Origin of the sequence: Streptomyces purpurascens (assembly GCF_045040895.1) — a bacterium.
GTDB classification, from domain to species: Bacteria; Actinomycetota; Actinomycetes; order Streptomycetales; family Streptomycetaceae; genus Streptomyces; species Streptomyces purpurascens.
Window position 1 is genome coordinate 6,482,875 of record NZ_CP108341.1, and the last position, 26,990, is coordinate 6,509,864.

The following is a 26,990-nucleotide window of genomic DNA, read 5'->3' on the forward strand; positions in this document are numbered from 1 at the left end:
ACGCAGAACACGACAGCACGAGAGTAGGGGCGGATCGGTGGCGGACATCGAGGAAGCACGCAAGCAGTTCGAGCGGATCGATACGGACGGCGACGGATTCATCACCGCTGCCGAGTTCAAGACCGCCCTGGCCCGGTCGGGTGACTGGAACGTCACCGAGTCGGTCGCCGAGGTCGTCATCAAGACCCGCGACCTCGACGGCGACAAGCAGCTGAGCTTCGACGAGTTCTGGGCCTACCTGAACAAGTAGTCGCCGGTTGCCGGAGGCGCTCCGCTTCCTGAACGAAGGGGCCCGGTCCGACCTCGGTCGGACCGGGCCCCTCGTCATGCCCCGCGAGCCGTGCGCACGCTCCAGCGGCCGTCCCGCCGTTCCAGGGCCAGCGGCAGGTCGAAGCACTTGCCGAGCCGGTCGGCGGTCAGCACCTCGGCCACCGGGCCGCCGGCGAGCGGACGGCCCTCGCGCAGCAGCAGGGCGTGCGTGGTGTGGGACGGAAGCTCCTCCAAGTGGTGAGTGACCAGGACCGTCGCCAGGCGTGGATGGTCCCGGCGCAGCTCCTCCAGCGCCCCGATCAGCTGCTCCCGGCCGGGCAGGTCCAGGCCGGTGGCCGGTTCGTCCAGGAGCAGCAGCCGGGGCTCGGGCATGAGGGCCCGGGCGATCAGCGTCCGGCCGCGCTGGCCCTGGGAGAGGGTGGGCCAGCGCGCCTCACGGTGCTCCGCCAGCCCCAGCGTCCGGATCAGCCGCTCCGCCCGTTCCTCCTGCTCCGGTGTCGGACGCCACCGGGGCAGCGGCTTCACGGAGTTGGTCAGGCCGGTCAGGACGACGTCCCGTACCCGCAGCGGCGAGCCGAGCGGATGCCGCGGATCGACATGCCCGACGTGCGCGCGCAGCTCCCGCAGATCGACCCGGCCCAGCCGGTGGCCCAGCACCTCCACGAGGCCCCGGGTGGGGTGGACGAGCGCGCCGAGCAGGCCGAGCAGGGTGGACTTGCCCGCGCCGTTGGCCCCGAGCAGCGCCCAGTGCTCACCGGCCCGGACCGTGAGGGACACCTCCTGAAGGATCGGCCGGCCGTCGCGTACGACGTGGGCGTCCTCGGCGCGCAGGACGACCGCCGTCACCGCAGCGCCCGGTTCACCGCGGACAGCACCGCCCGGACGGACGCGGCCAGGGCAGAGGAGTCCTGGCCCGCGCCCCAGCACGTCGTACCGCGGACACGGCACTCGGCGAAGGCGTGCGCACCGTCGTCACCGGCCTGCTCGCGGAAGTCGAGCACCTCCACGTCTACTCCCGCCCCGGCCAGCGCGTCGACGAACGCGGAGACCGGGCCGCTGCCCGCGCCCTCGTAGTCGCCGGCGCGCTCCCCGGTGCGCAGCGTGCACACGAAGCGGGTGCCGGCGCCGTCCCCGTCCGGGTGGACGGACCAGGCGTCCAGCGCCATCTCCCCGTCCTCCACGACGTACGTCGACCGGAACAGCTCGTACAGCTCCTTCGCCGCCATCTCCCGGCCGCTGTCGTCCGTCGCCTCCTGCACCGTCCGGGAGAAGTCCGGCCGCATGCGCGCGGGGAGGTCGACGCCGTGGTGGGCGCGCAGCAGATAGGCCATGCCGCCCTTGCCCGACTGCGAGTTCACGCGGATCACCGCCTCGTAGGAGCGGCCCACGTCGGCCGGGTCGATCGGCAGGTACGGCACCGACCAGGGCGCCTGCGACTCCGGCACGCCCAGCTCCCGGGCCCGCTCGGCGTGCCGGGCCAGGCCCTTGCTGATCGCGTCCTGGTGGGTGCCCGAGAAGGCGGTGTGGACGAGGTCCCCGGCGTACGGGTGGCGGGGGTGCACGGGCAGCCGGTTGCAGTGCTCGACCGTCTCCCTGACCGTGTCGACGTCCCGGAAGTCGATCATCGGGTCGACCCCCTGGGCGTACAGGTTCAGTGCCAGGGTCACCAGGTCGACGTTGCCGGTGCGCTCCCCGTTGCCGAACAGGCAGCCCTCGACGCGCTGGGCACCGGCCAGGACGGCCAGTTCGGCGCAGGCGACGCCGGTGCCGCGGTCGTTGTGCGGGTGCACGGAGAGGATCACGCTGTCGCGCCGGGCCAGCTGGCGGTGCGCGTACTCGATCTGGTCGGCGTAGACGTTCGGCGTCGCGATCTCCACGGTCGCCGGGAGGTTGTGGGTCACCGGCCGGTCCGGGCTCGCGTCCCACAGCTCGGTCAGCCCGTCGCACAGTTCCAGGACGAAGTCGGGCTCGGTCAGGTTGAAGGTCTCCGGGGAGAACTGGAAGCGGACGTACGAGGCCTTGTCCGCCCGGCGGGCCATGTGCTCGGCGGCCTCCCGCACGGTCCGCCACACCTCCGCCCGGTCCCGCCCCAGGACGACGTCCCGCCACACCGGCGAGGTCGCGATGTACAGGTGCACGACGGCCCTCGGCATCCCCTCGATCGCCTCGAAGGTGCGGTCGATCAGGTCCCGGCGGGCCGGGGTGAAGACGACGGGCGTGACGTCGTCCGGTACGGCGTCGCCGGTCGCCAGATGCCGTACGAAGTCGAAGTCGGCGCGGCTCGCGGACGGGTAGCCGACCTCGATCTCCTTGAAGCCCATGCCGGTCAGCAGATCGAAGAAGCGGCGCTTGCGGGGCGTGTCCATCGGCTCGGCGAGGGCCTGGTTGCCGTCGCGCAGGTCGACGGGGACCCAGAGGGGAGCGCGCTCGACACGGGCGGCGGGCCAGTCGCGGCCGGCGGCGGGGACGTGCACGCGGTCCTGGAAGGGGCGGTAGCGGTGGAAGGGCATGGGGCCCGGGCGCTGGGGGTTCCAGGCCGGGGCAGGGGTGGTGGTCATCGTCGGCTGTGGCCTTCGGCTCGGTCGGACGGTGACCGGCGGCACGGCGCCCCGCGGCGGGGTGCCGGTCGCGTCAGGCCCCGCCGCGGCAGCCGAGAAGAAGGAGACCGCGGAACGTCATGCGCCGTACGCTAGCCACTCCTCAGCTCCTCAGACAAGTGAAACCTCGATAGAATCCTTCCACTCCTCAGACAAGTTGGTGAAGCACATGCCGCTCGGCGCCGTCCGCCCCAGCCCCCTGGTCGAGCAGGCCGCCGCCCGGCTGCGCGAGCAGATCACCGGCGGCCACTGGCCGGTCGGCACCAAGCTGCCCGGCGAGACGACCCTGGCGAGGGAACTGGGCGTGGGCCGCTCGACCGTCCGCGAGGCGCTGCGCGCCCTGGCGGGTGCCGGGCTGGTGCAGCCCCGCCAGGGCGCCGGCGTCTTCGTCCTCGCGGCCGAGCCGGCCGAGGACTGGCCCACGCGGCTGCGCCGGGCCGCCGTGACCGACGTCTACGAGGTCCGTATGGCGGTGGAGGTCCAGGCGGCCCGGCTCGCCGCGCGCCGCCGCACACCGGAGGACGTCACGGCGCTGTGGGCCGCGCTGGAGGGCCGCCGCACCGCCTCCGCCGCCGACGACGCCGCCTTCGTCGACGCGGACATCGCCTTCCACGCCGCCGTGATCGCCGCCGCCCACAACCCGGTGCTCGCCGACCTGTTCGCCGAGTTCACCCCGGTCCTGCGCGAAGGCCTGATCGAACTCCTGACCCTGACCGGCCTGCGCACCCACGACCCGAACACCAGCGACGACGCCCACGAGGCGCTCGTCCGGGCGGTGGCGGACGGGGACGCGGAGGGGGCGGCCGAGGTGGTGCGCGGGGAACTGGAGGACCCGTTCGCACCTACCGGAAAGCCGGAATAGCCCCTCCGCCCCGGAGGTTGACCCTGGTCACGAAGGCTCCGCGAGGAGGCCGGGCGGTACCGATCCCCGGAAGGGCGAGGCGACGACATGAAGATCGGCATCATCGGAGCGGGCAACATCGGAGGCAATCTGACCCGGCGGCTCACTGCCCTCGGCCATGACGTGTCCGTCGCCAACTCCCGGGGCCCGCACACCCTCACGGCCCTCGTGGAGGAGACCGGCGCGACGCCCGTGACGGTCGCGGAGGCGCCGCGGGGCGCCGAGATCGTCGTGATCACGATTCCGCTGAAGGCGGTCCCGGACCTGCCGTCCGGTCTTCTCGACGAGGCGGCGGACGGCGTCGCGGTCATCGACACCGGCAACTACTACCCCCGGGAGCGGGACGGCAGGATCGCCGCCATCGAGGACGACGGCCTCACCGAGAGCCGCTGGACGGAACGCCAGATCGGCCACCCGGTCGTCAAGGCCTTCAACGGCACCTACGCCCAGGACATCCTGGATCGCCCGCTCCCGGCCGGCGACCCGGACCGCATGGCCCTCCCGGTGGCCGGCGACGACGAGCCGGCCAAGCGCAAGGTACGGGACCTCATCGACGCCCTCGGCTTCGACACGGTGGACGCGGGCGGCATCGACGACTCCTGGCGCCAGCAGCCCGACACCCCGGTCTACGGCCTGCGCGACGGCGCGGCCGCGGTGACCAAGGCCCTGTCGGAGGCCTCCCCGGAACGCACACCGGGGTTCAGCGGCTAGGCCGTGTCCGAGCCGTGTCCGACCTGGGCCACCCGGCCGGTCAGGCGTCCTCGGCCCATCTGCGCAGCGCGGCCTTGCTCTCGAAGTCGGCCACGTTCTTGTCCAGCGGGTCGTCGGTGTACTGGTGGAAGCGCCACTTCGCCTTGATGCGGGGCTTGCCCGCGGAGACGTAGTCGGCGATCCACAGGGCGTCGCCCGAGTAGGACGTCGTATCGATGTTCAGCCAGAAGTGCCGGTTGCAGTAGAGCACCACCTGGTTGTTCGGCCGAAGGTCCTTCAGCTTGCGGATGAACAGGTCCTTCTCCGCGTTGCTCGCGTGCGTTCCGTTGCTGGTCGTCTCCCAGTCGACGGCGAGGATGTCGCCCGCCCGGTCCGGGGCCCTGCCGACGAAGTACTCGGCCTGGGCGGTGAGGTTGCCGGGCCACAGGAAGTGGTAGAAGCCGACGACCAGTCCGGCGTCACGCGCCCGCTTCGTCTGGGCGGCGAGCTTGGGGTTGACGTAGGAACGCCCCTCGGTCGCCTTGACGAAGACGAAGGAGAGGCCGTCGGTGCCGTAGGAGGAGGACTGGTAGGCGCTCACGTCGATGCCGCGCAGCATGGGGGCTCCCTCTGGTGCGGGTGGGGCGGAAGTTCCCTTGGTTCGGGGGTTGTTGTTATGCCCCGCGACGGCGGCCGTACGCCGGGCGCGAGGAGGCTCGCGGCCCGGCGGTGGTGAACGCCGGTCGGTTTCAGGAGGTGGGGGAGGCGGCCGGGGCGTGGGTCGCGTCGTCGGCGGAGGCGGCCTCGCGGTCGTCCAGGGAGACGTGCTTGGTCTCCTTGCCGAGCAGGAGCGCGATCAGCGTCAGCACCGCCATCGCCGAGAGGTAGACGCCGACCAGCCACGGCGAGCCGTCCCCGGCCTCCCACAGCGCCACGGCGATGAACGGGGCGACCGCCGCCCCGAGGATCGAGCTGACGTTGTACGAGATGCCGGAGCCGGTGTAGCGGACGCTGGTCGGGAAGAGCTCGGGCAGGAGCGCGCCCATCGGGCCGAACGTCATGCCCATCAGGGTGAAGCCGAGGACGAGCCACAGCACCACGCCGAGGGTGCCCAGATCGATCAGCGGCACCCAGACCAGTCCGAAGACGATGATCGCGGCGGTGATCCAGATCAGGGTGGCGCGCCGCCCGTACCGGTCCGCGAGCGGACCGGAGATCAGGGTGAACGCGGCGAAGAACAGCACACCGAAGATCATCATGAGCACGAACGTGGTGTAGTCGTACCCCAGTCCGGGCACGGCGGCATTCTTCGCCGCGCGTCCGTAGCTGAGCGAGAAGGTGGTCATCAGGTAGAAGAGCACGTAGGTCGCCAGCATGATGAAGGTGCCCAGGACCAACTGCTTCCCGTGGCTGCGCACCACGGTGACGAGCGGCAGCCGCCGCACCTCGCCGGACTCCCGGGTCCTGGCGAAGACCGCCGACTCGACGAGCCGGGAGCGCACCCACAGGCCGATCGCGACCATTACGGCGGAGAACAGGAACGGGATGCGCCAGCCCCAGCTGACGAAGGCGTCCGAGGGCTGCGAGGGGTCGGCGCCGGCCGCGGACGGCAGCAGCGCGCCGATGACCAGGAACAGGCCGTTGCCGATGATGAAGCCGAGCGGGGCGCCCAGTTGCGGGAAGGTGCCGTACAGGGCGCGCTTGCCGCTGGGGGCGTTCTCGGTCGCGACCAGGGCGGCGCCGCTCCACTCGCCGCCGAGCGCGAAGCCCTGCGCGAGCCGCATCAGCACGAGCAGCGCGGTGGCCACCCAGCCGGCCTGGGCGTAGGTGGGCAGAACGCCGATGAGGAACGTGGCGATGCCCATGGTCAGGAGCGAGACGACGAGTGTCCTCTTGCGGCCGAGCCGGTCACCGAGGTGCCCGAAGACGACGGCGCCGATCGGACGGGCGACCATCGCGGCGCCGAAGACCGCGAAGGACGACAGCAGCGCGGTGGTCGGGTCGCTGCTCGGGAAGAAGAGCTGGGGGAAGACGAGCACCGCGGCGGTCGCGTAGATGTAGAAGTCATAGAACTCGATCGTCGTGCCCATGAGGCTGGCGACGAGGACGCGGGACCGCGGGTTGACGGGCGGAGGGGCTGAACCGGTTGCTGGTGCGGACATCGCTCGGTCTTTCACGCTGAAACATGGGTACTGCAACGATGTCAGCCATCTTGTTTTTCGGTATCAACTTCTCGCATCGTGAGACAGTCCACCGGGCGCGACCTAGCACTCGATGATGTTCACCGCCAGCCCGCCCCGGGCCGTCTCCTTGTACTTCACCGACATGTCCGCACCGGTGTCCTTCATCGTCTTGATGACCTTGTCGAGGGACACCTTGTGGGAGCCGTCGCCGCGCATGGCCATGCGGGCGGCGGTGACGGCCTTGACCGCGGCCATGCCGTTGCGTTCGATGCACGGGATCTGGACCAGCCCGCCGACCGGGTCGCAGGTGAGGCCGAGGTTGTGTTCCATGCCGATCTCGGCGGCGTTCTCGACCTGCTCAGGGGAGCCGCCGAGGACCTCGGCCAGGGCGCCCGCGGCCATCGAGCAGGCGGAGCCGACCTCGCCCTGGCAGCCGACCTCGGCGCCGGAGATGGAGGCGTTCTCCTTGAACAGCATGCCGATCGCGCCCGCGGCGAGCAGGAAGCGGACCACGCCCTCCTCGTCGGCGCCGGGCACGAAGTTGACGTAGTAGTGCAGGACCGCGGGGATGATGCCGGCCGCGCCGTTGGTGGGGGCGGTGACGACCCGGCCGCCTGCCGCGTTCTCCTCGTTGACCGCCATCGCGTAGAGGGTGATCCACTCCATGGCGAGGGCCTTCGGGTCGCCCTCCGAGCGCAGCTTGCGCGCGGTGTTCGCGGCGCGCCGGCGGACCTTGAGGCCGCCGGGCAGGATGCCCTCCTGGGACAGGCCGCGTGCCACGCAGTCCCGCATCACCTGCCAGATCTCCAGCAGGCCCTCGCGGATCTCCTCCTCGGTGCGCCAGGCGCGCTCGTTCTCCAGCATCAGCGCCGAGATGGACAGGCCCGTCTCCTCGGCCATGCGCAGCAGCTCGTCGCCCGTGCGGAAGGGGTACTTCAGCGCGGTGTCGTCGAGTTTGATGCGGTCCGCGCCGACCGCGTCCTCGTCGACGACGAACCCGCCGCCGACCGAGTAGTACGTCTTCGTCAGCAGCTCCGCGCCCGAGGCGTCGTACGCCCACAGGGTCATGCCGTTCGCGTGGTACGGCAGGGCCTTGCGGCGGTGCAGGACCATGTCGTCGTCGAAGGAGAACGCGATCTCGTGCTCGCCCAGCAGATTCAGCCGGCCGTCGGTCTTGATCGCGTCCACCCGGTCGTCGGCCTTCTCCACGTCGACCGTGCGCGGCGACTCGCCCTCCAGTCCGAGCAGGACCGCCTTGGGCGTGCCGTGGCCGTGGCCGGTGGCGCCGAGCGAGCCGTACAGCTCGGCACGGACCGATCCGACCGACTCCAGCAGCTCCTCGTTGCGCAGCCGCCGGGCGAACAGGCCGGCCGCGCGCATCGGGCCGACCGTGTGGGAGCTGGACGGGCCGATGCCGATCGAAAACAGGTCGAAGACCGAGATGGCCACGGGAACTCCTGACTACGGGGTGGTGCGTAAGCGGGCGGGCGCCGTGCTCGCTGGTGCCGTCACCGGCGGGCACGGCGCCCTGAAAGGTTTCTTCGTTACTTGTTCAGGCCCGCGTACAGCGGGTGCCTGTCGGCCAGGGCCTTCACCCGGGCCTTGAGCGCGTCCGCGTCGGCGGCCCCGAAGGGAGAGGGCGCCTTCAGCGTCTCGGCGATGACGTCCGCGACCTCCGCGAAGTCCTCGGCCTCGAAGCCCCGGGTCGCCAGGGCCGGCGTGCCGATCCGCAGACCGGACGTCACCATCGGCGGGCGCGGGTCGTTCGGGATGGCGTTGCGGTTGACCGTGATGCCCACCTCGTGGAGGCGGTCCTCGGCCTGCTGTCCGTCCAGCTCCGAGTGGCGCAGGTCGACCAGGACCAGATGCACGTCCGTGCCGCCGGACAGGACGTCCACGCCCACGGCCCGGACGTCGTCCTTCACCAGACGCTCGGCCAGGATGCGGGCACCCTCCAGCGTACGGCGCTGGCGCTCCTTGAAGTCCTCGGAGGCCGCGACCTTGAACGAGACCGCCTTGGCCGCGATCACATGCTCCAGCGGGCCGCCCTGCTGACCGGGGAAGACAGCGGAGTTGATCTTCTTGGCGAGCTCGGCCGTGGAGAGGATCACACCGCCGCGCGGGCCGCCCAGCGTCTTGTGGGTGGTCGTGGTCACCACGTGCGCGTGCGGAACGGGGTTCGGGTGCAGCCCCGCCGCCACCAGCCCCGCGAAGTGCGCCATGTCGACCATCAGGTACGCGCCGACCTCGTCCGCGATCCGGCGGAACTCGGCGAAGTCCAGCTGCCTCGGGTAGGCCGACCAGCCCGCGACGATCAGCTTCGGCCGGGACTCCTTCGCCAGCCGCTCCACCTCGGCCATGTCGACCCGGCCGTCGTCGCCGACGTGGTACGCGACGACGTCGTAGAGCTTGCCGGAGAAGTTGATCTTCATGCCGTGGGTCAGGTGCCCGCCGTGCGCGAGGTTCAGACCCATGATGGTGTCGCCCGGCTTGAGCAGCGCGAACATCGCGGCGGCGTTGGCCTGGGCGCCCGAGTGCGGCTGGACGTTGGCGTGCTCGGCGCCGAACAGCTCCTTGACGCGGTCGATCGCGATCTGCTCGACCACGTCGACGTGCTCGCAGCCGCCGTAGTAGCGGCGGCCCGGGTAGCCCTCGGCGTACTTGTTGGTGAGGACCGAGCCCTGCGCCTCCATGACCGCGACCGGGGCGAAGTTCTCCGAGGCGATCATCTCGAGGGTGGACTGCTGCCGGTGCAGCTCGGCGTCGACCGCGGCGGCGACGGCCGGGTCGAACTCGTGCAGGGATGTGTTCAGGACGGACATACGGCTATGACTCCTCAGCCGGCGGAGAACGCGGTGTACTCGTCGGCGGAGAGCAGGTCGCCCGGCTCGTCCGTGACGCGCACCTTGAACAGCCAGCCGCCCTCGAAGGGGGCCGAGTTCACCAGGGACGGGTCGTTCACGACGTCCTCGTTGACCTCGGTGACCTCACCGGAGACCGGGGAGTAGAGGTCGGACACGGACTTGGTCGACTCCAGCTCGCCGCAGGTCTCGCCCGCGGACACGGCGTCACCGACCGCCGGGAGCTGGACGAAGACGACGTCGCCGAGCGCGTTCGCCGCGTGCTCCGTGATGCCGATCGTCGAGACGCCGTCCTCGGCGCCCGACAGCCACTCGTGCTCCTTGCTGTACCGCAGCTCTTTGGGGTTGCTCATGGCCTGGATTCTCCTGTACGCGCGGGAGTGCTGATGAAGGGGACCGCTGGTGAGCGGGGGTGAGATGCCCGGGACCGCTGTGGCGGCCCGTGGCCAGTGTCTACTTCTGGCGCTTGTAGAACGGCAGCGCCACGACCTCGTACGGCTCGTGACTGCCCCGGATGTCCACGGCCACACCGGGTGTGCCGGGAGCCGCGTGCGCGGGGTCGACGTACGCCATCGCGATCGGCTTGCCGAGCGTGGGGGAGGGGGCGCCGGAGGTGACCTCGCCGATCACCTCGCCGCCGGTGACGACCGGGTACCCGGCGCGCGGGACCCTACGGCCCTCGGCGACGAGGCCGACCAGGACGCGGGGCGGGTTCTGCTCGGCGCGCGCGGCGGCCTCCGCCAGGGCCTCGCGGCCCACGAAGTCGCCCTCCTTCTCGAACTTCACCACCCGGCCGAGCCCGGCGTCGAAGGGCGTCAGGGAGGTGCTCAGCTCGTGCCCGTACAGCGGCATGCCCGCCTCCAGGCGCAGCGTGTCGCGGCAGGACAGCCCGCACGGGACCAGGCCGGCGCCCTCGCCCGCCTTGGTCAGGGCCTGCCACAGCTCGACGGCGTGCTCCGGCTTCACGAACAGCTCGAAGCCGTCCTCGCCGGTGTACCCGGTGCGGGCGATGAGGGCCGGGACACCCGCGACCGTGCCGGGCAGACCGGCGTAGTACTTCAGGCCGTCGAGGTCGGCGTCGGTGAGGGACTTCAGGATCCCCGGGGACTCCGGGCCCTGTACGGCGAGCAGCGCGTAGGCGTCCCGGTCGTCGCGCACCTCGGCGTCGAAGCCGGCGGAACGTTCCACCAGCGCGTCCAGGACCACCTGGGCGTTGGAGGCGTTGGCGACGACCATGTACTCCTGCTCGGCCAGCCGGTAGACGATCAGGTCGTCGAGGATGCCGCCGTCGGCCTGGCAGATCATGGTGTAGCGGGCGCGGCCGGGCTTGACCCCGCCGATGTTGCCGACCAGCGCGTGGTCGAGGAGGGCGGCGGCCCCCGGCCCCGTGACGGTGATCTCCCCCATGTGGGAGAGGTCGAACAGCCCGGCCTTCGTGCGCACCGCGTTGTGCTCGTCGCGCTCGGAGCCGTAGCGCAGGGGCATGTCCCAGCCGGCGAAGTCGGTCATCGTCGCGCCGAGCGAACGATGCAGGGCATCGAGCGCGGTGTGGCGGAGTTCTCCTGTACTGCTCATCGGTCGGTCGTCTCCCAGGGGCATGACGGGCGAGGTCGTTCCTCCCCATCTGTCATCGGAACCTGAGAGGTTCGCCATGACCACACGGGACACGGCTTGCACCTTGGGTGGGGCCACGCCGCCTCCCCGGACTCCGGAGAAGGGTGCGGCCCGCTTTTCAGATGTGCCTCGCCCGCGCGGTAACGGGGCCTGAGAGATTCAAGGGAGGGACTTGCTCCTTCGGCGCCCCAGCGTCGGACGGTGCTGGGGACTCTCCCGCGCGGATTCAAACGGCCGGTATGCAGTTGGCGGGCACATCATTGCACGCATTGTCGCGGGGTGGCAGGGGGACCACCCTGTAGCAGGCCTGTTGCAGGAAGAGGACTAAAACCAGAGACATCGGGCATTACCTTCTCTTTACACTCGGCGGGCATGGGACTCCGTACCTGGCCCCAGGGGAGGACGATCACGGTGAACAGGACCACCGCGTACGCCACGACGTCGGGCATCGCGCTGCCCGAGCAGTCGACCGCTCCGGCGCATGCGGCCTGCGGCCCGCAGCCGGTGCCGGTCGTCCGCGATCTGCGCGAGCGCGCCGGCCGCGGCCCGCACGCGCTGCTGTTCGGCCCCCGCGACATCGTCGTGGTCACGGGACTGCCCGGCAGCGGCAAGTCCACGTTGATGCGGCGCACCGTGCCGGGCCGGCGCATCGACTCCCAGGACACCCGCGACCACTGGGACCGCCGCATGCCGCGCGCCCTGCCGTACGGGGTCTACCGCCCGCTCGTCCGCCTCGCCCACTACACCGGGCTGCGCCGCGCCCTGCGCGGCGGCGAGGCCGTCGTCGTGCACGACTGCGGCACCCAGGCCTGGGTCCGCCGCTGGCTGGCCCGCGAGGCCCGCCGCCGGGGCGGCACGCTCCACCTGCTCATGCTCGACGTCACCCCCGAGCAGGCCCTGGCCGGCCAGCGCGACCGCGGCCGCGGCGTCTCGCGGTACGCGTTCCTGCGCCACCGCGCGGCCACCACCCGACTGCTGCGCGAGGTGGAACGGGGCGAACTGCCGACCGGCTGCGGCTCGGCGATCCTCGCCGACCGCGACGCGGCGAACGCCCTGCACCGCATCGGCTTCGCGGGCTGACTGCCCCGGCCCGTGAGCCGGTGTTCGCGGGCCCGCGGCGTGTCCGCGGCTGGTGAGCCTGTGTTCGTGGGTCTGGCTGTCCGTGGCTGGTGAGTCGGTGTTCGTGGGCCCGGCCTGTCCGTGTTCGGTGAGTCGGTGTTCGCGGGCCCGTGGCCTGTCTGCGGCCGGTGAGCCTGTGTTCGTGGGCCTGCCCTGTCCGTGTTCGGTGAGTCGGTGTTCGCGGGCCCGTGGCCTGTCCGTGGCTGGTGAGCCGGTGTTCGTGGGCCTGCCCTGTCCGCGGCCGGTGAGCCGGTGTTCACAGGCCCGGCTGTCCGTGGCCGGTCAGCCGGTGTTCACAGGGTCGGCCGGCCACGGCCCGTGAGCCGTGTTCGTGGGGCCGGGGCCCCCGGCCCGGGTGGCTGTCCGCGGCCCGTGGTTCACGGGGTGGCCGTCCGTCGTTCCCGAGCCGCTAGCCTTTGAGCCACAGCAGTGGTTTCAGGCAGGCGGTAGGCAGATGGACTTCCCGGCGGACTTCTCCGCGGACTTCCCGGCGCAGACGCAGACCCACCCGCACGGCGGATGGCCCGGCAACGAGCTGGAGGAGGTGCTCTCGGCCTCCCTCGGCGCGGGTCCCTCGGCCGGCGGGCGGATCGTCGAGGTGCTCGGCCGGAGCTTCGTGTGGATCCCGTTGCCCAGCGGCGGCGGCCCGCAGAGCGGCCCCCTCGACCTCCCCGGCATCGAGATCGAGGGCCAGGCGTACGTGCCGGTGTTCAGCTCCGAGGAGCAGTTCCGCCAGGTCGTCGGCTCGCACATGTCGTACACCATCGCGCCGGCCGTGGAGTTCGCCCGCGGTCTGCCCCCGCACGCGGGGATGGCCATCAACCCGGGCGGCGTCGTCGGCATCCCGCTCCCGCCGCCGGCCGTGGCCGAGCTGTGCCGGGCCGGCCGGACCCCGCTGGACGGCCCCGCGAGCGGCGGCCGGGTCCGCCTCTTCGAGCCCGACTGGCAGGACGACCCGGTGGACTTCCTCGCCGCCGCCTCCGCCGAGTTCGAGGCGACCGGCGTCGTCGTCACCGCCCGCCGCTGCCTCGCCGTGATCGAGACCGCCGACCCGGTGATGTTCGTCGGCGTCGAACTCTCCCAGTGGGAAGGCGACCTGCGCGCCCTCCCCCTGGACGCCCTCACCCGCGCCGTCACCGACGCCCCGGCCCCCTGGCCGGTCAACCTGGTGCTCCTGGACGTGGCGGAGGATCCGGTCGGCAACTGGATGCGCGACAGGGTCCGGCCCTTCTTCCAGCGGTAGGTCAGGTACCCCAGGGGCGCGGGGCCGTGACACCATGCGGCTCCGCCGCGTGAGCGCGAGAACCACATACGGCCCGCACCCGCAGGGCGGCACCAAGCCCCGGGCACCTGCGCGGGCTTAAGCTAGGTCACGGTCGAGGCGTTGTACGAAGGGGCGGTAAAGGTGAGCGCGAGCGGCACGGCCGCGGCCGGACAGGTCGAGCACATGCTGCGCCAGGTCACGCCCGGGCGTTATGACGCCTACGAGGCCCTCCTGCGCGCGCTCGCGACCCCGCACAGCGGCCAGATCTGGATGCTGCTGTGGCACGGCCAGGCCGGATCCCCCGACGCCCAGTACGGAAACATGGAGGTCGAGGGCTGCGGCTACGCCCCCTGTGTGACCTCCGCGCAGGAGCTCTCGGCCAGCGGCTGGAACCGCAGTTACGAGGTCGTCGACGGCATCGACGTGGCCCGTGCCCTCTACCCCGACCACTACGGCCTCTGGCTCAACCCGCACGCCCCCGGCGGCGGCGTCGGCATCCCCTGGCTCGACCTGCGCCGGATCGCCACGGGCCTGGACCGCCAGCCCGCCGGGCCCCTGCGGCTGTCCGAACCGGCCATCGAGATCCCGCAGTTCTACGCCCTGCTCGCGCAGAACGCCCACCGCACCCCGGCCGTCCGCTCGCTGCGCCGCGCCTGGGTGCAACCTGCGCTCGGGGCGCCGTATCTCGCCATCGGACTCGACGTCTACGACACCTCGCCGCCGGCCGTGGACGCGGTACGCGCGATGATGCAGCAGTCCCTCGGCGCCGTACCGGACGGGCTCCCCGTGTCGACCGTCGCGATGTCCGACGAGCACGACCCGGTCGCCATGTGGCTGCGCTCCGGCGCACGCCCCTTCTACGACCGCGAGGCGCACGCCACCGCCCCCGTCCAGGCCCCGGCCTCGGGCTACGGATACCCGCCCGCCCAGGGCAGGTACTGACCCCTCCACAGGTCACTCCGAGGCCCTTCCCGCACCATCCCCGAACGCGACAACCGCTCAACTCTCCGCGCGTAGATAAGGGCGAAAAGCGCAGAGCTGTCCTAAAATGCCCCTGTCGCAGCGCGTCCGACCCCTGTTACCCGTCGTCCGGATAACGGAACCCCGCAGACAGCATCACGTTTACGCATCCTTTCACCGCCAAGTCTGGCAACAGATCGCCAAAGCGTTGAAGACTCCCCGCAAGACACGGGCCGGGTCGGTCTCGTGTACGAGACAAACAAACCGCTACAGCGGCAGCCAGGGGCTCGGCGATCGCCGGGTCGAGAGGGGTCAATCGCACCGTGACCGCACCGATCGAGACCACCGGGGCGGAAGCCGGAGCACAGCCCGAGGCCGTGCTCGCCGGGGTCAAGAAGAGCCAGATCGAGGGGCGCTCGCTCACCCAGATCGCCTGGATGCGTTTCAAGCGGGACAAGGTGGCGATGGCGGGAGGCGTCGTCGTCATCCTGCTCGTGCTGATGGCGGTGTTCTCCAAGCCGATCCAGTGGATCTTCAACCTCGATCCCAACAAGTTCAACCAGGACCTCATCGACCCCGCGCTGCTCGCACCCAAGGGCGGCTGGGGAGGCATGAGTTGGGACCACCCGCTCGGCGTGGACCCCCAGTACGGCCGGGACATGCTCGCCCGCATCATCGACGGCTCCTGGGTCTCCCTGCTGGTCGCGGGCGGCGCCACGCTGCTGTCCGTGTGCATCGGCACCGTGCTCGGCATCGTCGCCGGGTACTACGGCGGCTGGATCGACGGCGTCATCAGCAGGCTGATGGACACCTTCCTCGCGTTCCCGCTGCTGCTGTTCGCCATCTCGATCTCGGCCTCCGTGCAGGACGGCTTCTTCGGTCTCGACGGCCTGCCCCTGCGCATCTGCGTGCTGATCTTCGTGATCGGCTTCTTCAGCTGGCCGTACATCGGCCGCATCGTGCGCGCGCAGACCATGACCCTGCGCAAGCGGGAGTTCATCGAGGCCGCCACGAGCCTCGGAGCACGCGGCCCGTACGTCCTGTTCCGGGAACTGCTCCCCAACCTCGTCGCGCCGATCCTCGTCTACTCGACGCTGATCATCCCGACGAACATCCTCTTCGAGGCCGCGCTGAGCTTCCTCGGTGTCGGTATCGCTCCGCCGCAGGCTTCCTGGGGCGGCATGCTCAGCAACGCTGTGGATCTCTACACGGCTGATCCGCAGTACATGTTCGTGCCCGGACTGGCGATCTTCATCACCGTCCTGGCCTTCAACCTGCTGGGTGACGGGCTGCGTGACGCCCTCGACCCTCGCAGCAAGTGATCCATCGAATGAGGGGGCTTCCTCAGGTGAAGACGAGAAGGGTGACCGCCGGCGTTGCGTCGGTCCTGGCACTGTCGCTGGGTGCTGCCGCGTGCGGCGGCGGAGGTGACGACAACGACGGGGGAGGCAACGGCAAGAAGGACGCCGCGCTGAACTCGATCGTCAACGCGTCGAGCAAGAAGGGCGGGACGGTCTCGTACGAGCACTCGGACGTGCCGGACTCCCTCGACCCGGGCAACACGTACTACGGCTGGGTGCAGAACTTCTCCCGCCTCTACGGCAGAACGCTCACCACGTTCAAACCGGCGGCGGGCAAGGATGGCCTGGAGGTCGTGCCGGACCTCGCCGAGGGCCTCGGCAAGTCCAGCCCGGACGCCAAGACCTGGACGTACAAGCTGCGTACGGGTGTGAAGTTCCAGGACGGCACCCCGGTGACGTCCAAGGACGTGAAGTACGCCATCGAGCGCTCCAACTTCGCGCCTGAGGCGCTGTCCAACGGCCCGACGTACTTCAAGGCGTACCTGGACGGCGGCGACAAGTACAAGGGCCCGTACAAGGACAAGTCCGCCGATGGCCTCAAGTCCATCGAGACGCCGGACGACCGGACGATCGTCTTCAAGCTGAAGCAGCCGTTCGCCGACTTCGACTACCTGGCGACGTTCTCGCAGACGGCCCCGGTGCCGCAGTCGAAGGACACCGGTGCGAAGTACGTGCAGGCCATCCAGTCCACGGGCCCGTACCAGTTCCAGTCCTACGAGGAGGGCCGCGGCGCCACCCTCGTGCGCAACCCGCAGTGGGACGCGAAGACGGACCCGATCCGCAAGGCTCTCCCGGACAAGGTCACGATCAAGTTCAAGGTCAACCCGGTCACGGTCGACAACGACCTGCTCTCCGACAAGATCACGGCTGACGCGGCCGGCACGGGTGTGCAGCCGCAGACCCAGCCGAAGGTGCTGCGCGGCAAGTACGCCAACCAGACGGACAGCTCGTACGCCGGTGCGACGCAGTACATCGCGCTGAACGTGAACGTGAAGCCGTTCGACAACGCCGACTGCCGCAAGGCCGTGCAGTGGGGCCTCGACAAGCAGTCGGTGCTCGACGCCATGGGCGGTTCGCCGAAGGGCGACGTGGCGACCACGCTGCTGCCGCCGTCGGTCAACGGCTACACCAAGTTCGACACCTACGCGACCGAGGGTCACAAGGGTGACGTGGCCAAGGCCAAGGCAGCGCTGAAGGCGTGCGGCAAGCCGAACGGCTTCAACACGATCCTGACGGCCCGTTCCGACCGGCCCGCCGAGGTCGCGCAGGCCACGGCCGTCCAGGCGTCGCTGAAGAAGATCGGCATCAACGTCGAGATCAAGCAGTTCCCCTCCGGCAAGTACTTCTCCAACTTCGCCGGTGTCCCGAGCTACGTCCACGACAACAAGCTCGGCATGCTCTCGATGGCGTGGGGCGCCGACTGGCCGACCGGCTACGGCTTCCTCGACCAGATCATCAACGGTGCGGCCATCAAGCCCTCGGGCGGCAACAACCTGATGGAGCTGGACGACCCGAAGATCAACAAGGCCCTGACGGACGCGATCGCCAACACCGACGACGCGGCCCGCACCAAGGCCTGGGGCGACATCGACAAGATGGTGCTCGACAACGCCTCGGTCGTTCCTGTCATCTACCGCAAGAACCTGCTGCTCAGGCCGACGTCCGCGGCCAACGTCACGGTGACGCAGGCCTACCTCGGCATGTACGACTACCTGCTGATGAGCTCCTCGAAGTAAGCCAGCAGGCCGGATCCTTTCGAAAGGCAGGTGAAGGCACCGAGTGGCCGCGGCGGACGATCCCGCCGCGGCCACCCGGGGCCGTACAGCTGTGGCTGCGTACATCCTCCGACGCGTCATGGGCGCGGTGCTGTTGCTGCTGGTGGTCAGCGCAGTCACTTTCGCCATCTTCTTCCTGGTTCCCCGCATCGGGGGCCAGACGGCCGACCAGTTGGCCACCCAGTACGTCGGCAAGGACGCGAACCCCGAGTCCGTCGCCGCGATCAAGCAGAACCTCGGGCTGGACCAGCCGGTCTACGTCCAGTACTGGGAGTTCATCAAGGGCCTCGTGGTGGGCGCCGACTACAAGTTCGGTCCCGACGCGACGCACTGCGGCGCACCCTGCTTCGGGTACTCCTTCAAGAGCCACATCGAGGTGTGGCCCCAGTTGGAGCAGCGGATCCCGGTCTCCTTCTCGCTGGCCGTCGGTGCGGCGGTGATCTGGCTGATCTCCGGTGTGACCACCGGCGTGATCTCGGCCCTGCGCAAGGGCAAGCCGATCGACCGCATCTCGATGTTCATCGCGCTCGCCGGCGTCTCGCTCCCGATCTTCTTCACCGGCCAGATCCTGCTCGCGCTCTTCGTCTACGAGATCCCCGTCTGGGAGAGCATCGACTACGTCCCGTTCACCGAGAACCCGGCCGAATGGGCATGGCACATGGTGCTTCCCTGGGTCAGCCTCGCCTTCCTCTTCTCCGCGCTCTACGCCAGGCTCACCCGGGCGGGCATGCTGGAGACGATGAGCGAGGACTACATCAGAACGGCCAGGGCCAAGGGTCTGAAGGAGAGCACGGTGGTGGCCAAGCACGGCCTGCGCTCCGCGCTCACCCCGATCGTCACCATCTTCGGCATGGACTTCGGCACCCTCGTCGGCACCGCGGTGCTCACCGAGACCGTGTTCTCCCTGCAGGGCATCGGTGCCTACTCGGTCCAGGCCATCAAGGACAACGACCTGCCCATCGTGATGGGCGTGACCCTGGTCGCCGCGTTCTTCATCGTCTTCTGCAATCTGATCGTCGACCTGGTGTACGCCGCCATCGACCCCCGGGTGAGGTACTCGTGAGCAAGCTCGACAAAGCCGCGCTCGGCGAACCGGACTCCGTCGCCCCGTCCACCGCGGACGACGTGTTCCTGTCCGTACGGGATCTGCGCATCCACTTCGACACGGACGACGGTCTGGTCAGGTCGGTGGACGGCGTCAGCTTCGATGTGCGCAAGGGCAAGACCCTGGGCATCGTGGGCGAGTCCGGCTCCGGCAAGTCCGTCACCTCTCTCGGTGTGATGGGCCTGCACCGCTCGGCGCGCGCCAAGGTCTCCGGCGAGGTGTGGCTGGACGGCCAGGAGCTGATCGCGGCCGACCCCGACGAGGTACGGCGGCTGCGCGGCCGGAAGATGGCCATGATCTTCCAGGACCCGCTGTCGGCGATGCACCCCTACTACACGGTGGGGCAGCAGATCGTCGAGGCGTACCGGGTCCACCACGACGTCAGCAAGAAGGTCGCCAAGCAGCGGGCGGTCGAGATGCTCGACCGGGTCGGCATCCCCGAGCCCGCCAAGCGCGTGGACGGCTACCCGCACGAGTTCTCCGGCGGTATGCGCCAGCGCGCGATGATCGCCATGGCGCTGGTGAACAACCCCGAGCTGCTCATCGCCGACGAGCCGACCACCGCCCTGGACGTCACCGTGCAGGCGCAGATCCTCGACCTGATCCATGATCTGCAGAAGGAGTTCGGCTCCGCGGTCATCATGATCACCCACGACCTGGGCGTGGTCGCCGAGATGGCCGACGACCTGCTGGTCATGTACGGCGGCCGGTGCGTGGAGCGCGGTCCCGCCGAGGACGTGTTCTCCGAGCCCCGGCACCCCTACACCTGGGGTCTGCTCGGCTCGATGCCGCGTATGGACCGGGAGGAGACGGACCGGCTCATCCCGATCAAGGGCGCGCCGCCCTCCCTCATCAACCTCCCGTCCGGCTGCGCCTTCAACCCGCGCTGCCCGTACGCGGACATCCCGAAGGACAACGTCACCCGCACGGTCCGCCCCGAGCTGACCGAGGTCGGCGGCGGTCACTGGGCCGCCTGCCACATGACCCAGGAGCAGCGGGAGCGTATCTGGACCGAAGAGATTGCGCCGAAGCTGTGAGCGACGAGAAACCGGTCAGCGAACCGGACACCAGCGGGGCCACCCTCACCAAGGACTCCGCCGCCGACGGCGAGATCCTGCTGAAGGTGACCGGCCTGCAGAAGCACTTCCCGATCCGCAAGGGTCTGCTCCAGCGGCAGACCGGCGCGGTGCGCGCCGTCGACGGCATCGACTTCGAGGTCCGCAGGGGCGAGACGCTCGGTGTCGTGGGCGAGTCGGGCTGCGGCAAGTCCACCATGGGCCGGCTGATCACCCGGCTGCTCGAACCGACCGGCGGCACGGTCGAGTTCGAGGGCAAGGACATCACGCACCTCGGCACGAGCGATCTGCGCCCGATGCGCCGTGACGTGCAGATGATCTTCCAGGACCCGTACTCCTCGCTGAACCCCCGGCACACGATCGGCACGATCGTCGGCGCCCCCTTCAGGCTGCAGGGCGTCGAGCCCGAGGGCGGCGTGAAGAAGGAGGTCCAGCGGCTGCTGTCGGTGGTCGGTCTCAACCCCGAGCACTACAACCGCTATCCGCACGAGTTCTCCGGCGGCCAGCGCCAGCGCATCGGCATCGCCCGCGCGCTCGCGCTCAACCCCAAGCTGGTCGTGGCGGACGAGCCGGTCTCGGCGCTGGACGTGTCGATCCAGGCGCAGGTGGTGAACCTGCTGGACGACCTCCAGGAGGAACTGGGCCTGACGTACGTGATCATCGCGCACGACCTGTCGGTCGTCCGGCACGTCTCGGACCGGATCGCGGTGATGTACCTCGGCAAGATCGTCGAGCTGGCCGAACGCGACCAGCTGTACAAGTCGCCGATGCACCCGTACTCCAAGGCCCTGCTGTCGGCCGTGCCGATACCGGATCCGAAGCGCCGGGGCGTCAAGAGCGAGCGCATCCTGCTGAAGGGTGACGTGCCCTCGCCGATCTCCCCGCCGAGCGGCTGCCGCTTCCACACCCGGTGCTGGAAGGCGACTCAGATGTGCAAGACGACCGAGCCGCCGCTGGTGGAGCTGCGGGCCGGGCAGCGCGTCGCCTGCCACCACCCGGAGAACTTCGAGGACCAGCAGCCGCAGGACACCCAGCTGCTGTCCTCGGCGAAGGAGGTGGCCAACGGTTCGTCCGTGGAGAAGGCCGCCTCCGGGGAGTCCGTGGAGAAGTAGCCCACCGGAGCCCCCGCCCCGCAGTCGGGGGGCGGGGGCTCGGCCATGGGTAAAAATGTTCGGGTGCTCCAGCAACTCTTCACCCCGTCCGTCCAGCACTCGCTCGAGCTGATCGGCATCTTCGTCTTCGCGATCTCCGGCGCCCTGCTGGCCGTCCGGAAGAACTTCGACGTGTTCGGCATCGCCGTCCTCGCCGAGGTCACCGCGCTGGGCGGCGGTCTCTTCCGTGACCTGGTCATCGGGGCCGTGCCGCCCGCCGCCTTCACGGACCTCGGGTACTTCCTCACCCCGCTGCTCGCCACCCTCCTGGTCTTCTTCCTGCACCCCCATGTGGAACGCATCCAGGTCGCCGTGAACGTCTTCGACGCGGCCGGCCTCGGCCTGTTCTGCGTCGCGGGGACGACGAAGGCGTACGAGTACGGGCTCGGCCTGACCGCCTCCGCCTGTCTGGGCCTGGCCACCGCGGTGGGCGGGGGCGTGCTGCGGGACGTGCTCGCCAACGAGGTGCCCTCGCTGCTGCGCTGGGACCGCGACCTGTACGCGGTCCCGGCGATCGTCGGCGCCACGATGGTCGTGCTGTTCATCCGCTACGACGTCCTGTCGCCGCTGACCAGCGCGCTCGCGGTGATCACCGGCTTCGTGCTGCGCCTGCTCGCGATGCGATACCACTGGCGAGCTCCGCGGGCGTGGCACCGGCGGTCGACGGTGAGCGAGGAGGAGCAGCCCCTCCTGCCGTGACGGGGTGGCGGCCCGTCATCTCCGTCAGCCAGCGGAACGCCGGGACGACCTGCGGCCGCCACAGCGCCATGGTGTGACCGCCCGCGCTGCTCGGCACGAACACCACGTGCACGGTCGTCGGGGCCTTCGCGGCCTGTTCCAGCGCCATGGCGTCCTCGTAGCCGTCGTGCGGCTGGCCGGAGAGGTAGAGCGCGATCCGCGGCGGGGCGGGCGCCTCGCGCAGCAGCACACAGGGGTTGTTCCCGGCGCGCAGGGCGGGGCTCTGCGCGGCGAGCGAGTCGCGTTCGCCGATCGGGTCGTTGTAGCCGGACAGGCTGACGGCGGCCCGGTAGCGGTCGGGGTGGGCGACGGCGAGCTTGGCCGCGCAGTGCGCCCCGGCCGAGTAGCCGGCGACGGCCCAGCCCCGCGGGGCGGACTCGGCGCGGAAGTTGTCCATGACCATCCTCGGCACGTCGACGCTCAGCCATGTGTCGGCATTGACCGTGCCCGGGATGTTGGCGCACCCGGTGTCCACCCCGGGCAGCAGGCTGGTGCGCGGCGCGACCAGGATGAACGGGGCGACCTGCCCGTCGCGCATCAGCGGCAGCAGCTGCTCGTGCGCGTACAGCGAGCCGAACCAGGCCTTCGCCGAGCCGGGGTAGCCGGGCAGCAGCTCGACGACCGGGAACCGGTGATGCCGGTAGGCCGGTTCGTCGTACTGCGGCGGCAGCCAGACGTAGACCTCGGCGTTCACCCCCGACACTCGGCCCTTGAGCTGGGTGACCCGTACCCCGCCGGCCGCGCGCATCCCGGGCCCGGTGGCCGGCTGGAAGGTCTGGCGCACCTCGGGCAGCCGCTCCAGGGCGAGGCCCCCGGTGCCGTCGGCGCCCAGATCGGCCGCCTGCTGCACATGGTCGCCGGTGCCGAGCAGGTCGCCCCAGGTGTCGTACAGGTTGTTGGCGTTGTTGACCAGGGTGAAGACCAGGGCCACCGCCGTCCCTTGGGCGAACAGCAGCATCAGTGTCCGGGCCGCGGCGCGCAGGGCCCGGGGCCCGCGGAGGCGCGACCAGAGGAGCAGCGGCAGCGCGAGGGCGACGACGGACAGCACGACCAGCGTGCAGAGGAACGAGGTCCCGGTGAGGCTCATGCCCTGACAGAGGGCGAGGACGGCCTGCGGGTGTCCGCATGAGTCGGACACTTACCGAGAAATTGCCCGTGTCTCACCAAGGCGGGAGCGCTGGGCGAGCGGGAAAAGCTACCGCTTAGTAGTTAGTTCTTGTACTGTTCAGCCATGCCAGAAGCAGCCACCGCCCCGGCCGCCCGGGCCACGATCGGCGACAGCGAGTTCGACCGCGACACAGCGCTCACCCCCCGCGCGCCCGGCGTCTACGACATCGACCTCTCCGCCGGCTGGACGATCATCAGTGCCGTCAACGGCGGCTACCTGCTGGCCGTCCTGGGCCGCGCGCTCGCGGACGCCCTGCCGCATGCCGACCCGTTCACCGTCTCGGCGCACTACCTGACCGCGTCCCAGCCCGGCCCGGCGGTCGTCCGCACGGACGTCGTCCGCACCGGCCGCACCCTGTCGACCGGCCAGGCCTCCCTCTTCCAGTACGACGACGAGGGCCGCGAGGTCGAACGCATCCGCGTCCTGGCCTCCTACGGCGACCTGGACGCCCTGCCCGACGACGTCCGTACGACGGCCGAGCCGCCCGCGATCCCGCCGATGGGGCACTGCTTCGGCCCCGAGGACGGGCCGGCCCCCGCCTCCGGCAGCTCGGCCATCGCCGACCGCCTGATGCTCAAGCTGGACCCGTCGACGCTGGGCTGGGCCCTCGGGCAGCCGTCCGGCAAGGGCGAGATGCGCGCCTGGTTCGGGCTCGCGGACGGCCGTGACCACGACCCGCTCTCCCTGCTGCTCGCGGTGGACGCCCTGCCGCCCACCGCCTTCGAGCTCGGGCTGAAGGGCTGGGTCCCCACCGTCGAGCTGACCGTGCATGTCCGCTGCCGCCCGGCACCGGGCCCCCTGCGCGTCTCGATCGCCACGCGCAACCTCGCCGGCGGCTTCCTGGAGGAGGACGCCGAGGTCTGGGACAGCGCCGACCGCCTGGTCGCCCAGTCCCGGCAGCTCGCCCGGGTCAGGCTCTAACGTGTCTTGAGCCGCGCTGTCGTCTTGAGCCGTGCTTTGCCCCGCTCACAGGCAGGTCACAGGGCGGCCTCAACGCAGCCCTAAGCGGCGTTGGTTGAGTACCCGCCTCAGGACTTCCTCGTCTTCCCTGGAGTGGTTGCTCATGAAGCGCGCGCGTCTCCTTCCCGCCGTGGCCCTGCTGGCCCTGTCGCCCCTGGCTCTGGTGGCCTGCGGCTCGAGTGACTCCTCGTCGTCCTCGAACAGTGGCGGCGGCTCCGGGCAGCAGCAGGCCTGCCAGGCGCCTTCGGGGGCTCCTTCCGGGGCTCCGTCGGGGGCTCCCTCCGGTGCGCCCTCGGGGGCTCCCTCCGGTGCGCCGTCGGGTGCTGCTTCCGGGAGTGCTTCCGGGGGCGCCAAGCCGTCGGGTGCGCCGTCCGCGGCGCCTTCGGGCGCGCCCAGTGGAGCGCCGGGCGGGGCTCAGGGCGGCGGGCAGGGCGGTCCCGGCGGTGGCCAGGGCGGCGGCTGCGGTGCTCCGGGCGGCGGCGGCCAGGCCTCGGGCGGACAGGGGTAGCAGACCCCGCAGGCGCAGAAGGAGCAGTAGGCGGAGAGGCGGCGGAGGGCCGACGGGGCCCTCCGGAATGCGACAGGGGCGGCGTGCTCGGCGAACGGGCGTGCCGCCCCGGCGCGTTGTGCGCTGGGTGTCAGTCCAGCCAGTGGTGGCGGCCGAGGCCGATCAGCCGCATCTGGCGCGTCGCCACCTGCGTGACGTGCCGAGTCCGCTGCGCACGCTCCTTCTCCGGTCCCTCCAGCGCCTCCAGGAAGAGCGACGCCGTGATCAGCATCTGGTCGACGTAGAGGTGCGCGAGCATCAGCAGGTCGTCCTCGCTCCAGCCCTCGGACACCGGGTCCTTGGCCAGCTCGTCCTTGACCTCCTGGGCGAAACGGGCCAGTTGCTCCCGTATCGCCTCCCGTACCGGCTGCACTCCGCCGTGCCGTTCACGGGCGATGAACCGGACATGCGCGGGGCACCCGTCGACGTGACGGGCGATCAGCTCGATGGCGCGCGTGATGCGCTCCTCGTGGTCGCCGGTCGCGGACACCGTCGTCCGGATCATCGGGTGCAGGCTCCCCAGTGCCTCCTCGACCAGGGCCACACCCAGATCCGCCGTGGAGCGGAAGTGCCGGTAGAAGGCCGTCGGGGCGACACCGACGGCGCGGGTGACCTCGCGCAGCCCCAGGCTGCTCAGGCTCTGCTCCTCCAGCAGTCCCAGGGCCGCGTCCAGGAGTGCCTGCCGGGTCTTCTGTTTCTGGGCCTGCCGGATGCCGAGAGTGTGACTCATACCATGCAGTTAACAACTGTTCTCTGGAATTGGAAAGTCATGGGAGACGCTAGACTGGGAAGTCAGTGAACAACTGTAACCACAACCGTTCACCGAAACCCTGGGGGCTTTTCCCATGCTGTTCATCGTCGCCGCACTCCTGCTGCTGGGGGTCGTGCTGGGCACCGTGGCCCACGCGCCGCTCACCTTCTCCGTCGCCGCCGGCGTGGTCATCGCCGCCTGGCTCGGCATCTTCGCGATCCGCGAGCGCCACAGCCGCCGGCGCCACACGCAGGCCCACTGACCGCCGGCCCTCGACCACCGTCCCGCCGACCCGACAGGGAGTCGATCATCATGCAGCTCACCGCTCCGGCCACGCGCCGCACCGGTATCCGCGACACCGACGGCATGGCCGTCGCGTCCTTCATCCTCGGCCTGCTCGGCCTGCTCGTCCTCAATCTCTTCCTCGGCCCGATCGCCATCGTGCTGGCGAGCGTCGCCCTGTGGCGCGGCACCGAGCGCCCCGGCCGCGCCTACCTGGGTCTGGGCCTGGGCATCGCCGACCTGCTGGTCCTGGCGGCGTTCATGGAGTTCGACAGCACGATCTCCTGGAGCTTCTGAGCCGCCGTCGGACGACCGTGCGCCGGCATGGCGCGGCCGGGCCCGTGGACGACGGGCGGCAGCCGCGCGGGAAAGCGGTTCACGTTCGGCCAACCTTGCTCTGAGGCCCGTGGAGGCAGAGCCGTAGAATCGGGCTCACCATGGCTTACCTCGACCACGCCGCGACCACCCCGATGCTTCCGGAGGCGGCAGAGGCGCTCACCGCGCACCTGGGTGCCACCGGCAACGCCTCATCCCTCCACGCATCCGGCAGGCAGGCCCGCCGTACCGTCGAGGAGGCTCGCGAGACCCTCGCCGAAGCCCTCGGCGCCCGCCCCAGCGAGGTCGTCTTCACCTCGGGCGGCACGGAGGCCGACAACCTCGCCGTCAAGGGCCTGTACTGGTCACGCCGCGACGCCGACCCGGCCCGCACCCGTGTCCTCGCCAGCCCCGTCGAGCACCATGCCGTCCTCGACGCCGTCCACTGGCTCGGCGAACACGAGGGCGCCACCATCGAGTACCTGCCGGTCGACGCCCACGGCCGCGTCCACCCGGACGCCCTGCGCGAGGCGATCGCCCGCGACCCCGACGACGTGGCCCTCGCCACCGTCATGTGGGCGAACAACGAGATCGGGACGATTCTGCCGATCCGTGAACTCGCCGACGTGGCCGCCGAGTTCGGTGTCCCCCTGCACTCGGACGCCGTCCAGGCCTTCGGGCAGATCCCCGTGGACTTCGCCTCCTCCGGCCTCGCCGCGATGACGGTGTCCGGCCACAAGATCGGCGGCCCCTACGGCATCGGCGCGCTGATCCTCGGCCGCGAGCACGCTCCCGTACCGGTTCTGCACGGCGGCGGCCAGGAACGCCATGTGCGCTCCGGCACCCTCGACGTGCCCGCCATCGCCTCCTTCGCGGTCGCCGGCCGGCTGGCCGCCGAGCAGCGCGAGTGGTTCGCCCGCGAGGTCGGCGCCCTGCGCGACGCCCTGGTCACCGCGGTCCGCTCGGCCGTGCCGGACGCCATCCTCGGCGGCGACCCCGCACCGGAGGGCCGCCTCCCCGCCAACGCGCACTTCACCTTCCCCGGCTGCGAGGGCGACTCCCTGCTGCTCCTGCTCGACGCCCAGGGCATCGAATGCTCCACGGGCTCCGCCTGCACCGCCGGCGTCGCCCAGCCCAGCCACGTCCTCCTCGCCACCGGCACCGACCCCGACCTGGCCCGCGGCACGCTCCGCTTCTCCCTCGGCCACACCTCCACCGAGTCCGACATCAAGGCCCTGGCGAAGGCCATCGGCCCGGCGGTGGAACGGGCGCGGGCGGCGGGGCTGACGTAGCGCGCCGGGG

Annotated in this window: 26 protein-coding genes and 2 riboswitches; of the genes, 16 read left to right on the forward strand and 10 right to left on the reverse strand. The window is 70.7% G+C overall.

Annotated features, from left to right (window positions below; translation table 11 throughout):
• Positions 1-37: 37 nt before the first annotated feature.
• Positions 38-250 (forward strand): EF-hand domain-containing protein, encoded by a 213-nt coding sequence (locus OHU35_RS29725; protein WP_189727755.1) that lies wholly within the window; start codon positions 38-40, stop codon positions 248-250.
• A gap of 74 nt (positions 251-324) precedes the next feature.
• Here the strand turns inward: OHU35_RS29725 and OHU35_RS29730 are convergent, their stop codons facing one another.
• Positions 325-1,116, reverse strand: a complete 792-nt coding sequence (locus OHU35_RS29730) for an ABC transporter ATP-binding protein (protein ID WP_405507467.1) — start codon at positions 1,114-1,116, stop codon at positions 325-327.
• On the reverse strand, positions 1,113-2,828 hold the full coding sequence (locus tag OHU35_RS29735) for a 2-isopropylmalate synthase (protein ID WP_359896957.1): 1,716 nt from the start codon (positions 2,826-2,828) through the stop codon (positions 1,113-1,115). Before OHU35_RS29735 ends, OHU35_RS29730 begins: the two co-directional genes overlap by 4 nt.
• Positions 2,829-3,036: 208 nt before the next feature.
• On the opposite strand from OHU35_RS29735, the gene OHU35_RS29740 reads away from it, so the two are divergent.
• Positions 3,037-3,729, forward strand: a complete 693-nt coding sequence (locus tag OHU35_RS29740; RefSeq protein WP_405507469.1) for a FadR/GntR family transcriptional regulator — start codon at positions 3,037-3,039, stop codon at positions 3,727-3,729.
• Between the two features lie 87 nt (positions 3,730-3,816).
• On the forward strand, positions 3,817-4,479 hold the full coding sequence (locus OHU35_RS29745; RefSeq protein WP_189727763.1) for an NADPH-dependent F420 reductase: 663 nt from the start codon (positions 3,817-3,819) through the stop codon (positions 4,477-4,479).
• Between the two features lie 40 nt (positions 4,480-4,519).
• On the opposite strand, the gene OHU35_RS29750 is transcribed toward OHU35_RS29745, so the two are convergent.
• From OHU35_RS29750 to gcvT, 6 genes are all read right to left on the reverse strand, one after another.
• Positions 4,520-5,077 carry a glycoside hydrolase family 25 protein gene (locus tag OHU35_RS29750; RefSeq protein ID WP_189727765.1) on the reverse strand — a complete coding sequence of 186 codons (558 nt, stop codon included), beginning with the start codon at positions 5,075-5,077 and terminating at the stop codon, positions 4,520-4,522.
• A gap of 130 nt (positions 5,078-5,207) precedes the next feature.
• Positions 5,208-6,620, reverse strand: coding sequence for an MFS transporter (locus OHU35_RS29755; RefSeq protein WP_359896961.1), 1,413 nt, complete (start codon positions 6,618-6,620; stop codon positions 5,208-5,210).
• 102 nt (positions 6,621-6,722) lie between these two features.
• Positions 6,723-8,090 carry an L-serine ammonia-lyase gene (locus OHU35_RS29760; RefSeq protein WP_189727768.1) on the reverse strand — a complete coding sequence of 456 codons (1,368 nt, stop codon included), beginning with the start codon at positions 8,088-8,090 and terminating at the stop codon, positions 6,723-6,725.
• Positions 8,091-8,185: 95 nt separating this feature from the next.
• Complete coding sequence (gene glyA / locus OHU35_RS29765) at positions 8,186-9,463, reverse strand: serine hydroxymethyltransferase (RefSeq protein WP_189727770.1); 1,278 nt, start codon at positions 9,461-9,463, stop codon at positions 8,186-8,188.
• A gap of 14 nt (positions 9,464-9,477) precedes the next feature.
• Positions 9,478-9,855: a glycine cleavage system protein GcvH gene (gcvH, locus tag OHU35_RS29770; protein ID WP_189727772.1), complete on the reverse strand. Its 378-nt coding sequence runs from the start codon at positions 9,853-9,855 to the stop codon at positions 9,478-9,480.
• 100 nt (positions 9,856-9,955) lie between these two features.
• A complete protein-coding gene (gcvT, locus tag OHU35_RS29775) occupies positions 9,956-11,077 on the reverse strand; it encodes a glycine cleavage system aminomethyltransferase GcvT (protein ID WP_189727774.1) in 1,122 nt (373 codons plus the stop codon).
• A gap of 39 nt (positions 11,078-11,116) precedes the next feature.
• Positions 11,117-11,243, reverse strand: a riboswitch (glycine riboswitch).
• A gap of 1 nt (position 11,244) precedes the next feature.
• Positions 11,245-11,345, reverse strand: a riboswitch (glycine riboswitch).
• 182 nt (positions 11,346-11,527) lie between these two features.
• On the opposite strand from gcvT, the gene OHU35_RS29780 reads away from it, so the two are divergent.
• From OHU35_RS29780 to OHU35_RS29820, 9 genes are all read left to right on the forward strand, one after another.
• Positions 11,528-12,196 carry an AAA family ATPase gene (locus OHU35_RS29780; RefSeq protein WP_359897047.1) on the forward strand — a complete coding sequence of 223 codons (669 nt, stop codon included), beginning with the start codon at positions 11,528-11,530 and terminating at the stop codon, positions 12,194-12,196.
• Between the two features lie 493 nt (positions 12,197-12,689).
• Positions 12,690-13,478 (forward strand): enhanced serine sensitivity protein SseB, encoded by a 789-nt coding sequence (locus OHU35_RS29785; protein ID WP_359896966.1) that lies wholly within the window; start codon positions 12,690-12,692, stop codon positions 13,476-13,478.
• A gap of 162 nt (positions 13,479-13,640) precedes the next feature.
• Positions 13,641-14,441 (forward strand): enhanced serine sensitivity protein SseB C-terminal domain-containing protein, encoded by an 801-nt coding sequence (locus OHU35_RS29790; protein ID WP_189727777.1) that lies wholly within the window; start codon positions 13,641-13,643, stop codon positions 14,439-14,441.
• A gap of 341 nt (positions 14,442-14,782) precedes the next feature.
• A complete protein-coding gene (locus OHU35_RS29795) occupies positions 14,783-15,781 on the forward strand; it encodes an ABC transporter permease (RefSeq protein WP_189727779.1) in 999 nt (332 codons plus the stop codon).
• An 8-nt stretch (positions 15,782-15,789) separates the two neighbouring features.
• Positions 15,790-17,556: an ABC transporter substrate-binding protein gene (locus OHU35_RS29800; RefSeq protein WP_189727781.1), complete on the forward strand. Its 1,767-nt coding sequence runs from the start codon at positions 15,790-15,792 to the stop codon at positions 17,554-17,556.
• A 91-nt stretch (positions 17,557-17,647) separates the two neighbouring features.
• Positions 17,648-18,658, forward strand: a complete 1,011-nt coding sequence (locus OHU35_RS29805; protein ID WP_189727783.1) for an ABC transporter permease — start codon at positions 17,648-17,650, stop codon at positions 18,656-18,658.
• On the forward strand, positions 18,655-19,737 hold the full coding sequence (locus tag OHU35_RS29810; RefSeq protein WP_189727784.1) for an ABC transporter ATP-binding protein: 1,083 nt from the start codon (positions 18,655-18,657) through the stop codon (positions 19,735-19,737). The genes OHU35_RS29805 and OHU35_RS29810 overlap by 4 nt, the downstream gene beginning before the upstream one ends.
• The gene (locus tag OHU35_RS29815) at positions 19,734-20,888 is read left to right on the forward strand and encodes an ABC transporter ATP-binding protein (RefSeq protein ID WP_405507475.1); all 1,155 of its coding nucleotides are present in this window, start codon (positions 19,734-19,736) and stop codon (positions 20,886-20,888) included. The genes OHU35_RS29810 and OHU35_RS29815 overlap by 4 nt, the downstream gene beginning before the upstream one ends.
• Before the next feature lie 63 nt (positions 20,889-20,951).
• A complete protein-coding gene (locus OHU35_RS29820) occupies positions 20,952-21,626 on the forward strand; it encodes a trimeric intracellular cation channel family protein (protein ID WP_189727788.1) in 675 nt (224 codons plus the stop codon).
• Here the strand turns inward: OHU35_RS29820 and OHU35_RS29825 are convergent.
• Complete coding sequence (locus OHU35_RS29825; RefSeq protein WP_405507477.1) at positions 21,517-22,752, reverse strand: alpha/beta hydrolase; 1,236 nt, start codon at positions 22,750-22,752, stop codon at positions 21,517-21,519. The genes OHU35_RS29820 and OHU35_RS29825 overlap by 110 nt on opposite strands.
• A gap of 144 nt (positions 22,753-22,896) precedes the next feature.
• On the opposite strand from OHU35_RS29825, the gene OHU35_RS29830 reads away from it, so the two are divergent.
• Entirely contained in the window at positions 22,897-23,754 is an 858-nt protein-coding gene (locus OHU35_RS29830) for a thioesterase family protein (protein WP_405507478.1), read from the forward strand.
• Between the two features lie 677 nt (positions 23,755-24,431).
• Here the strand turns inward: OHU35_RS29830 and OHU35_RS29835 are convergent.
• Complete coding sequence (locus tag OHU35_RS29835) at positions 24,432-25,070, reverse strand: TetR family transcriptional regulator (protein ID WP_405507479.1); 639 nt, start codon at positions 25,068-25,070, stop codon at positions 24,432-24,434.
• Positions 25,071-25,185: 115 nt separating this feature from the next.
• On the opposite strand from OHU35_RS29835, the gene OHU35_RS29840 reads away from it, so the two are divergent.
• From OHU35_RS29840 to OHU35_RS29850, 3 genes are all read left to right on the forward strand, one after another.
• Positions 25,186-25,353: a hypothetical protein gene (locus tag OHU35_RS29840; RefSeq protein ID WP_184598666.1), complete on the forward strand. Its 168-nt coding sequence runs from the start codon at positions 25,186-25,188 to the stop codon at positions 25,351-25,353.
• 50 nt (positions 25,354-25,403) lie between these two features.
• Positions 25,404-25,670: a DUF4190 domain-containing protein gene (locus OHU35_RS29845; protein WP_189727798.1), complete on the forward strand. Its 267-nt coding sequence runs from the start codon at positions 25,404-25,406 to the stop codon at positions 25,668-25,670.
• 140 nt (positions 25,671-25,810) lie between these two features.
• Positions 25,811-26,980: a cysteine desulfurase family protein gene (locus OHU35_RS29850; protein ID WP_189727800.1), complete on the forward strand. Its 1,170-nt coding sequence runs from the start codon at positions 25,811-25,813 to the stop codon at positions 26,978-26,980.
• The last annotated feature ends 10 nt before the right edge of the window (positions 26,981-26,990 follow it).

What these genes read in the sequence shown, in the direction of transcription:
- OHU35_RS29735 (WP_359896957.1), bottom strand. Translation starts at nt 2,828, where the DNA reads ATGACCACCACCCCTGCCCCGGCCTGGAACCCCCAGCGCCCGGGCCCC.
- OHU35_RS29740 (WP_405507469.1), top strand. Translation starts at nt 3,037, where the DNA reads ATGCCGCTCGGCGCCGTCCGCCCCAGCCCCCTGGTCGAGCAGGCCGCC.
- OHU35_RS29745 (WP_189727763.1), top strand. Translation starts at nt 3,817, where the DNA reads ATGAAGATCGGCATCATCGGAGCGGGCAACATCGGAGGCAATCTGACC.
- OHU35_RS29750 (WP_189727765.1), bottom strand. Translation starts at nt 5,077, where the DNA reads ATGCTGCGCGGCATCGACGTGAGCGCCTACCAGTCCTCCTCCTACGGC.
- OHU35_RS29755 (WP_359896961.1), bottom strand. Translation starts at nt 6,620, where the DNA reads ATGTCCGCACCAGCAACCGGTTCAGCCCCTCCGCCCGTCAACCCGCGG.
- glyA (WP_189727770.1), bottom strand. Translation starts at nt 9,463, where the DNA reads ATGTCCGTCCTGAACACATCCCTGCACGAGTTCGACCCGGCCGTCGCC.
- gcvH (WP_189727772.1), bottom strand. Translation starts at nt 9,855, where the DNA reads ATGAGCAACCCCAAAGAGCTGCGGTACAGCAAGGAGCACGAGTGGCTG.
- gcvT (WP_189727774.1), bottom strand. Translation starts at nt 11,077, where the DNA reads ATGAGCAGTACAGGAGAACTCCGCCACACCGCGCTCGATGCCCTGCAT.
- OHU35_RS29785 (WP_359896966.1), top strand. Translation starts at nt 12,690, where the DNA reads ATGGACTTCCCGGCGGACTTCTCCGCGGACTTCCCGGCGCAGACGCAG.
- OHU35_RS29800 (WP_189727781.1), top strand. Translation starts at nt 15,790, where the DNA reads ATGAGGGGGCTTCCTCAGGTGAAGACGAGAAGGGTGACCGCCGGCGTT.
- OHU35_RS29825 (WP_405507477.1), bottom strand. Translation starts at nt 22,752, where the DNA reads ATGAGCCTCACCGGGACCTCGTTCCTCTGCACGCTGGTCGTGCTGTCC.
- OHU35_RS29830 (WP_405507478.1), top strand. Translation starts at nt 22,897, where the DNA reads ATGCCAGAAGCAGCCACCGCCCCGGCCGCCCGGGCCACGATCGGCGAC.
- OHU35_RS29835 (WP_405507479.1), bottom strand. Translation starts at nt 25,070, where the DNA reads ATGAGTCACACTCTCGGCATCCGGCAGGCCCAGAAACAGAAGACCCGG.
- OHU35_RS29840 (WP_184598666.1), top strand. Translation starts at nt 25,186, where the DNA reads ATGCTGTTCATCGTCGCCGCACTCCTGCTGCTGGGGGTCGTGCTGGGC.
- OHU35_RS29845 (WP_189727798.1), top strand. Translation starts at nt 25,404, where the DNA reads ATGCAGCTCACCGCTCCGGCCACGCGCCGCACCGGTATCCGCGACACC.
- OHU35_RS29850 (WP_189727800.1), top strand. Translation starts at nt 25,811, where the DNA reads ATGGCTTACCTCGACCACGCCGCGACCACCCCGATGCTTCCGGAGGCG.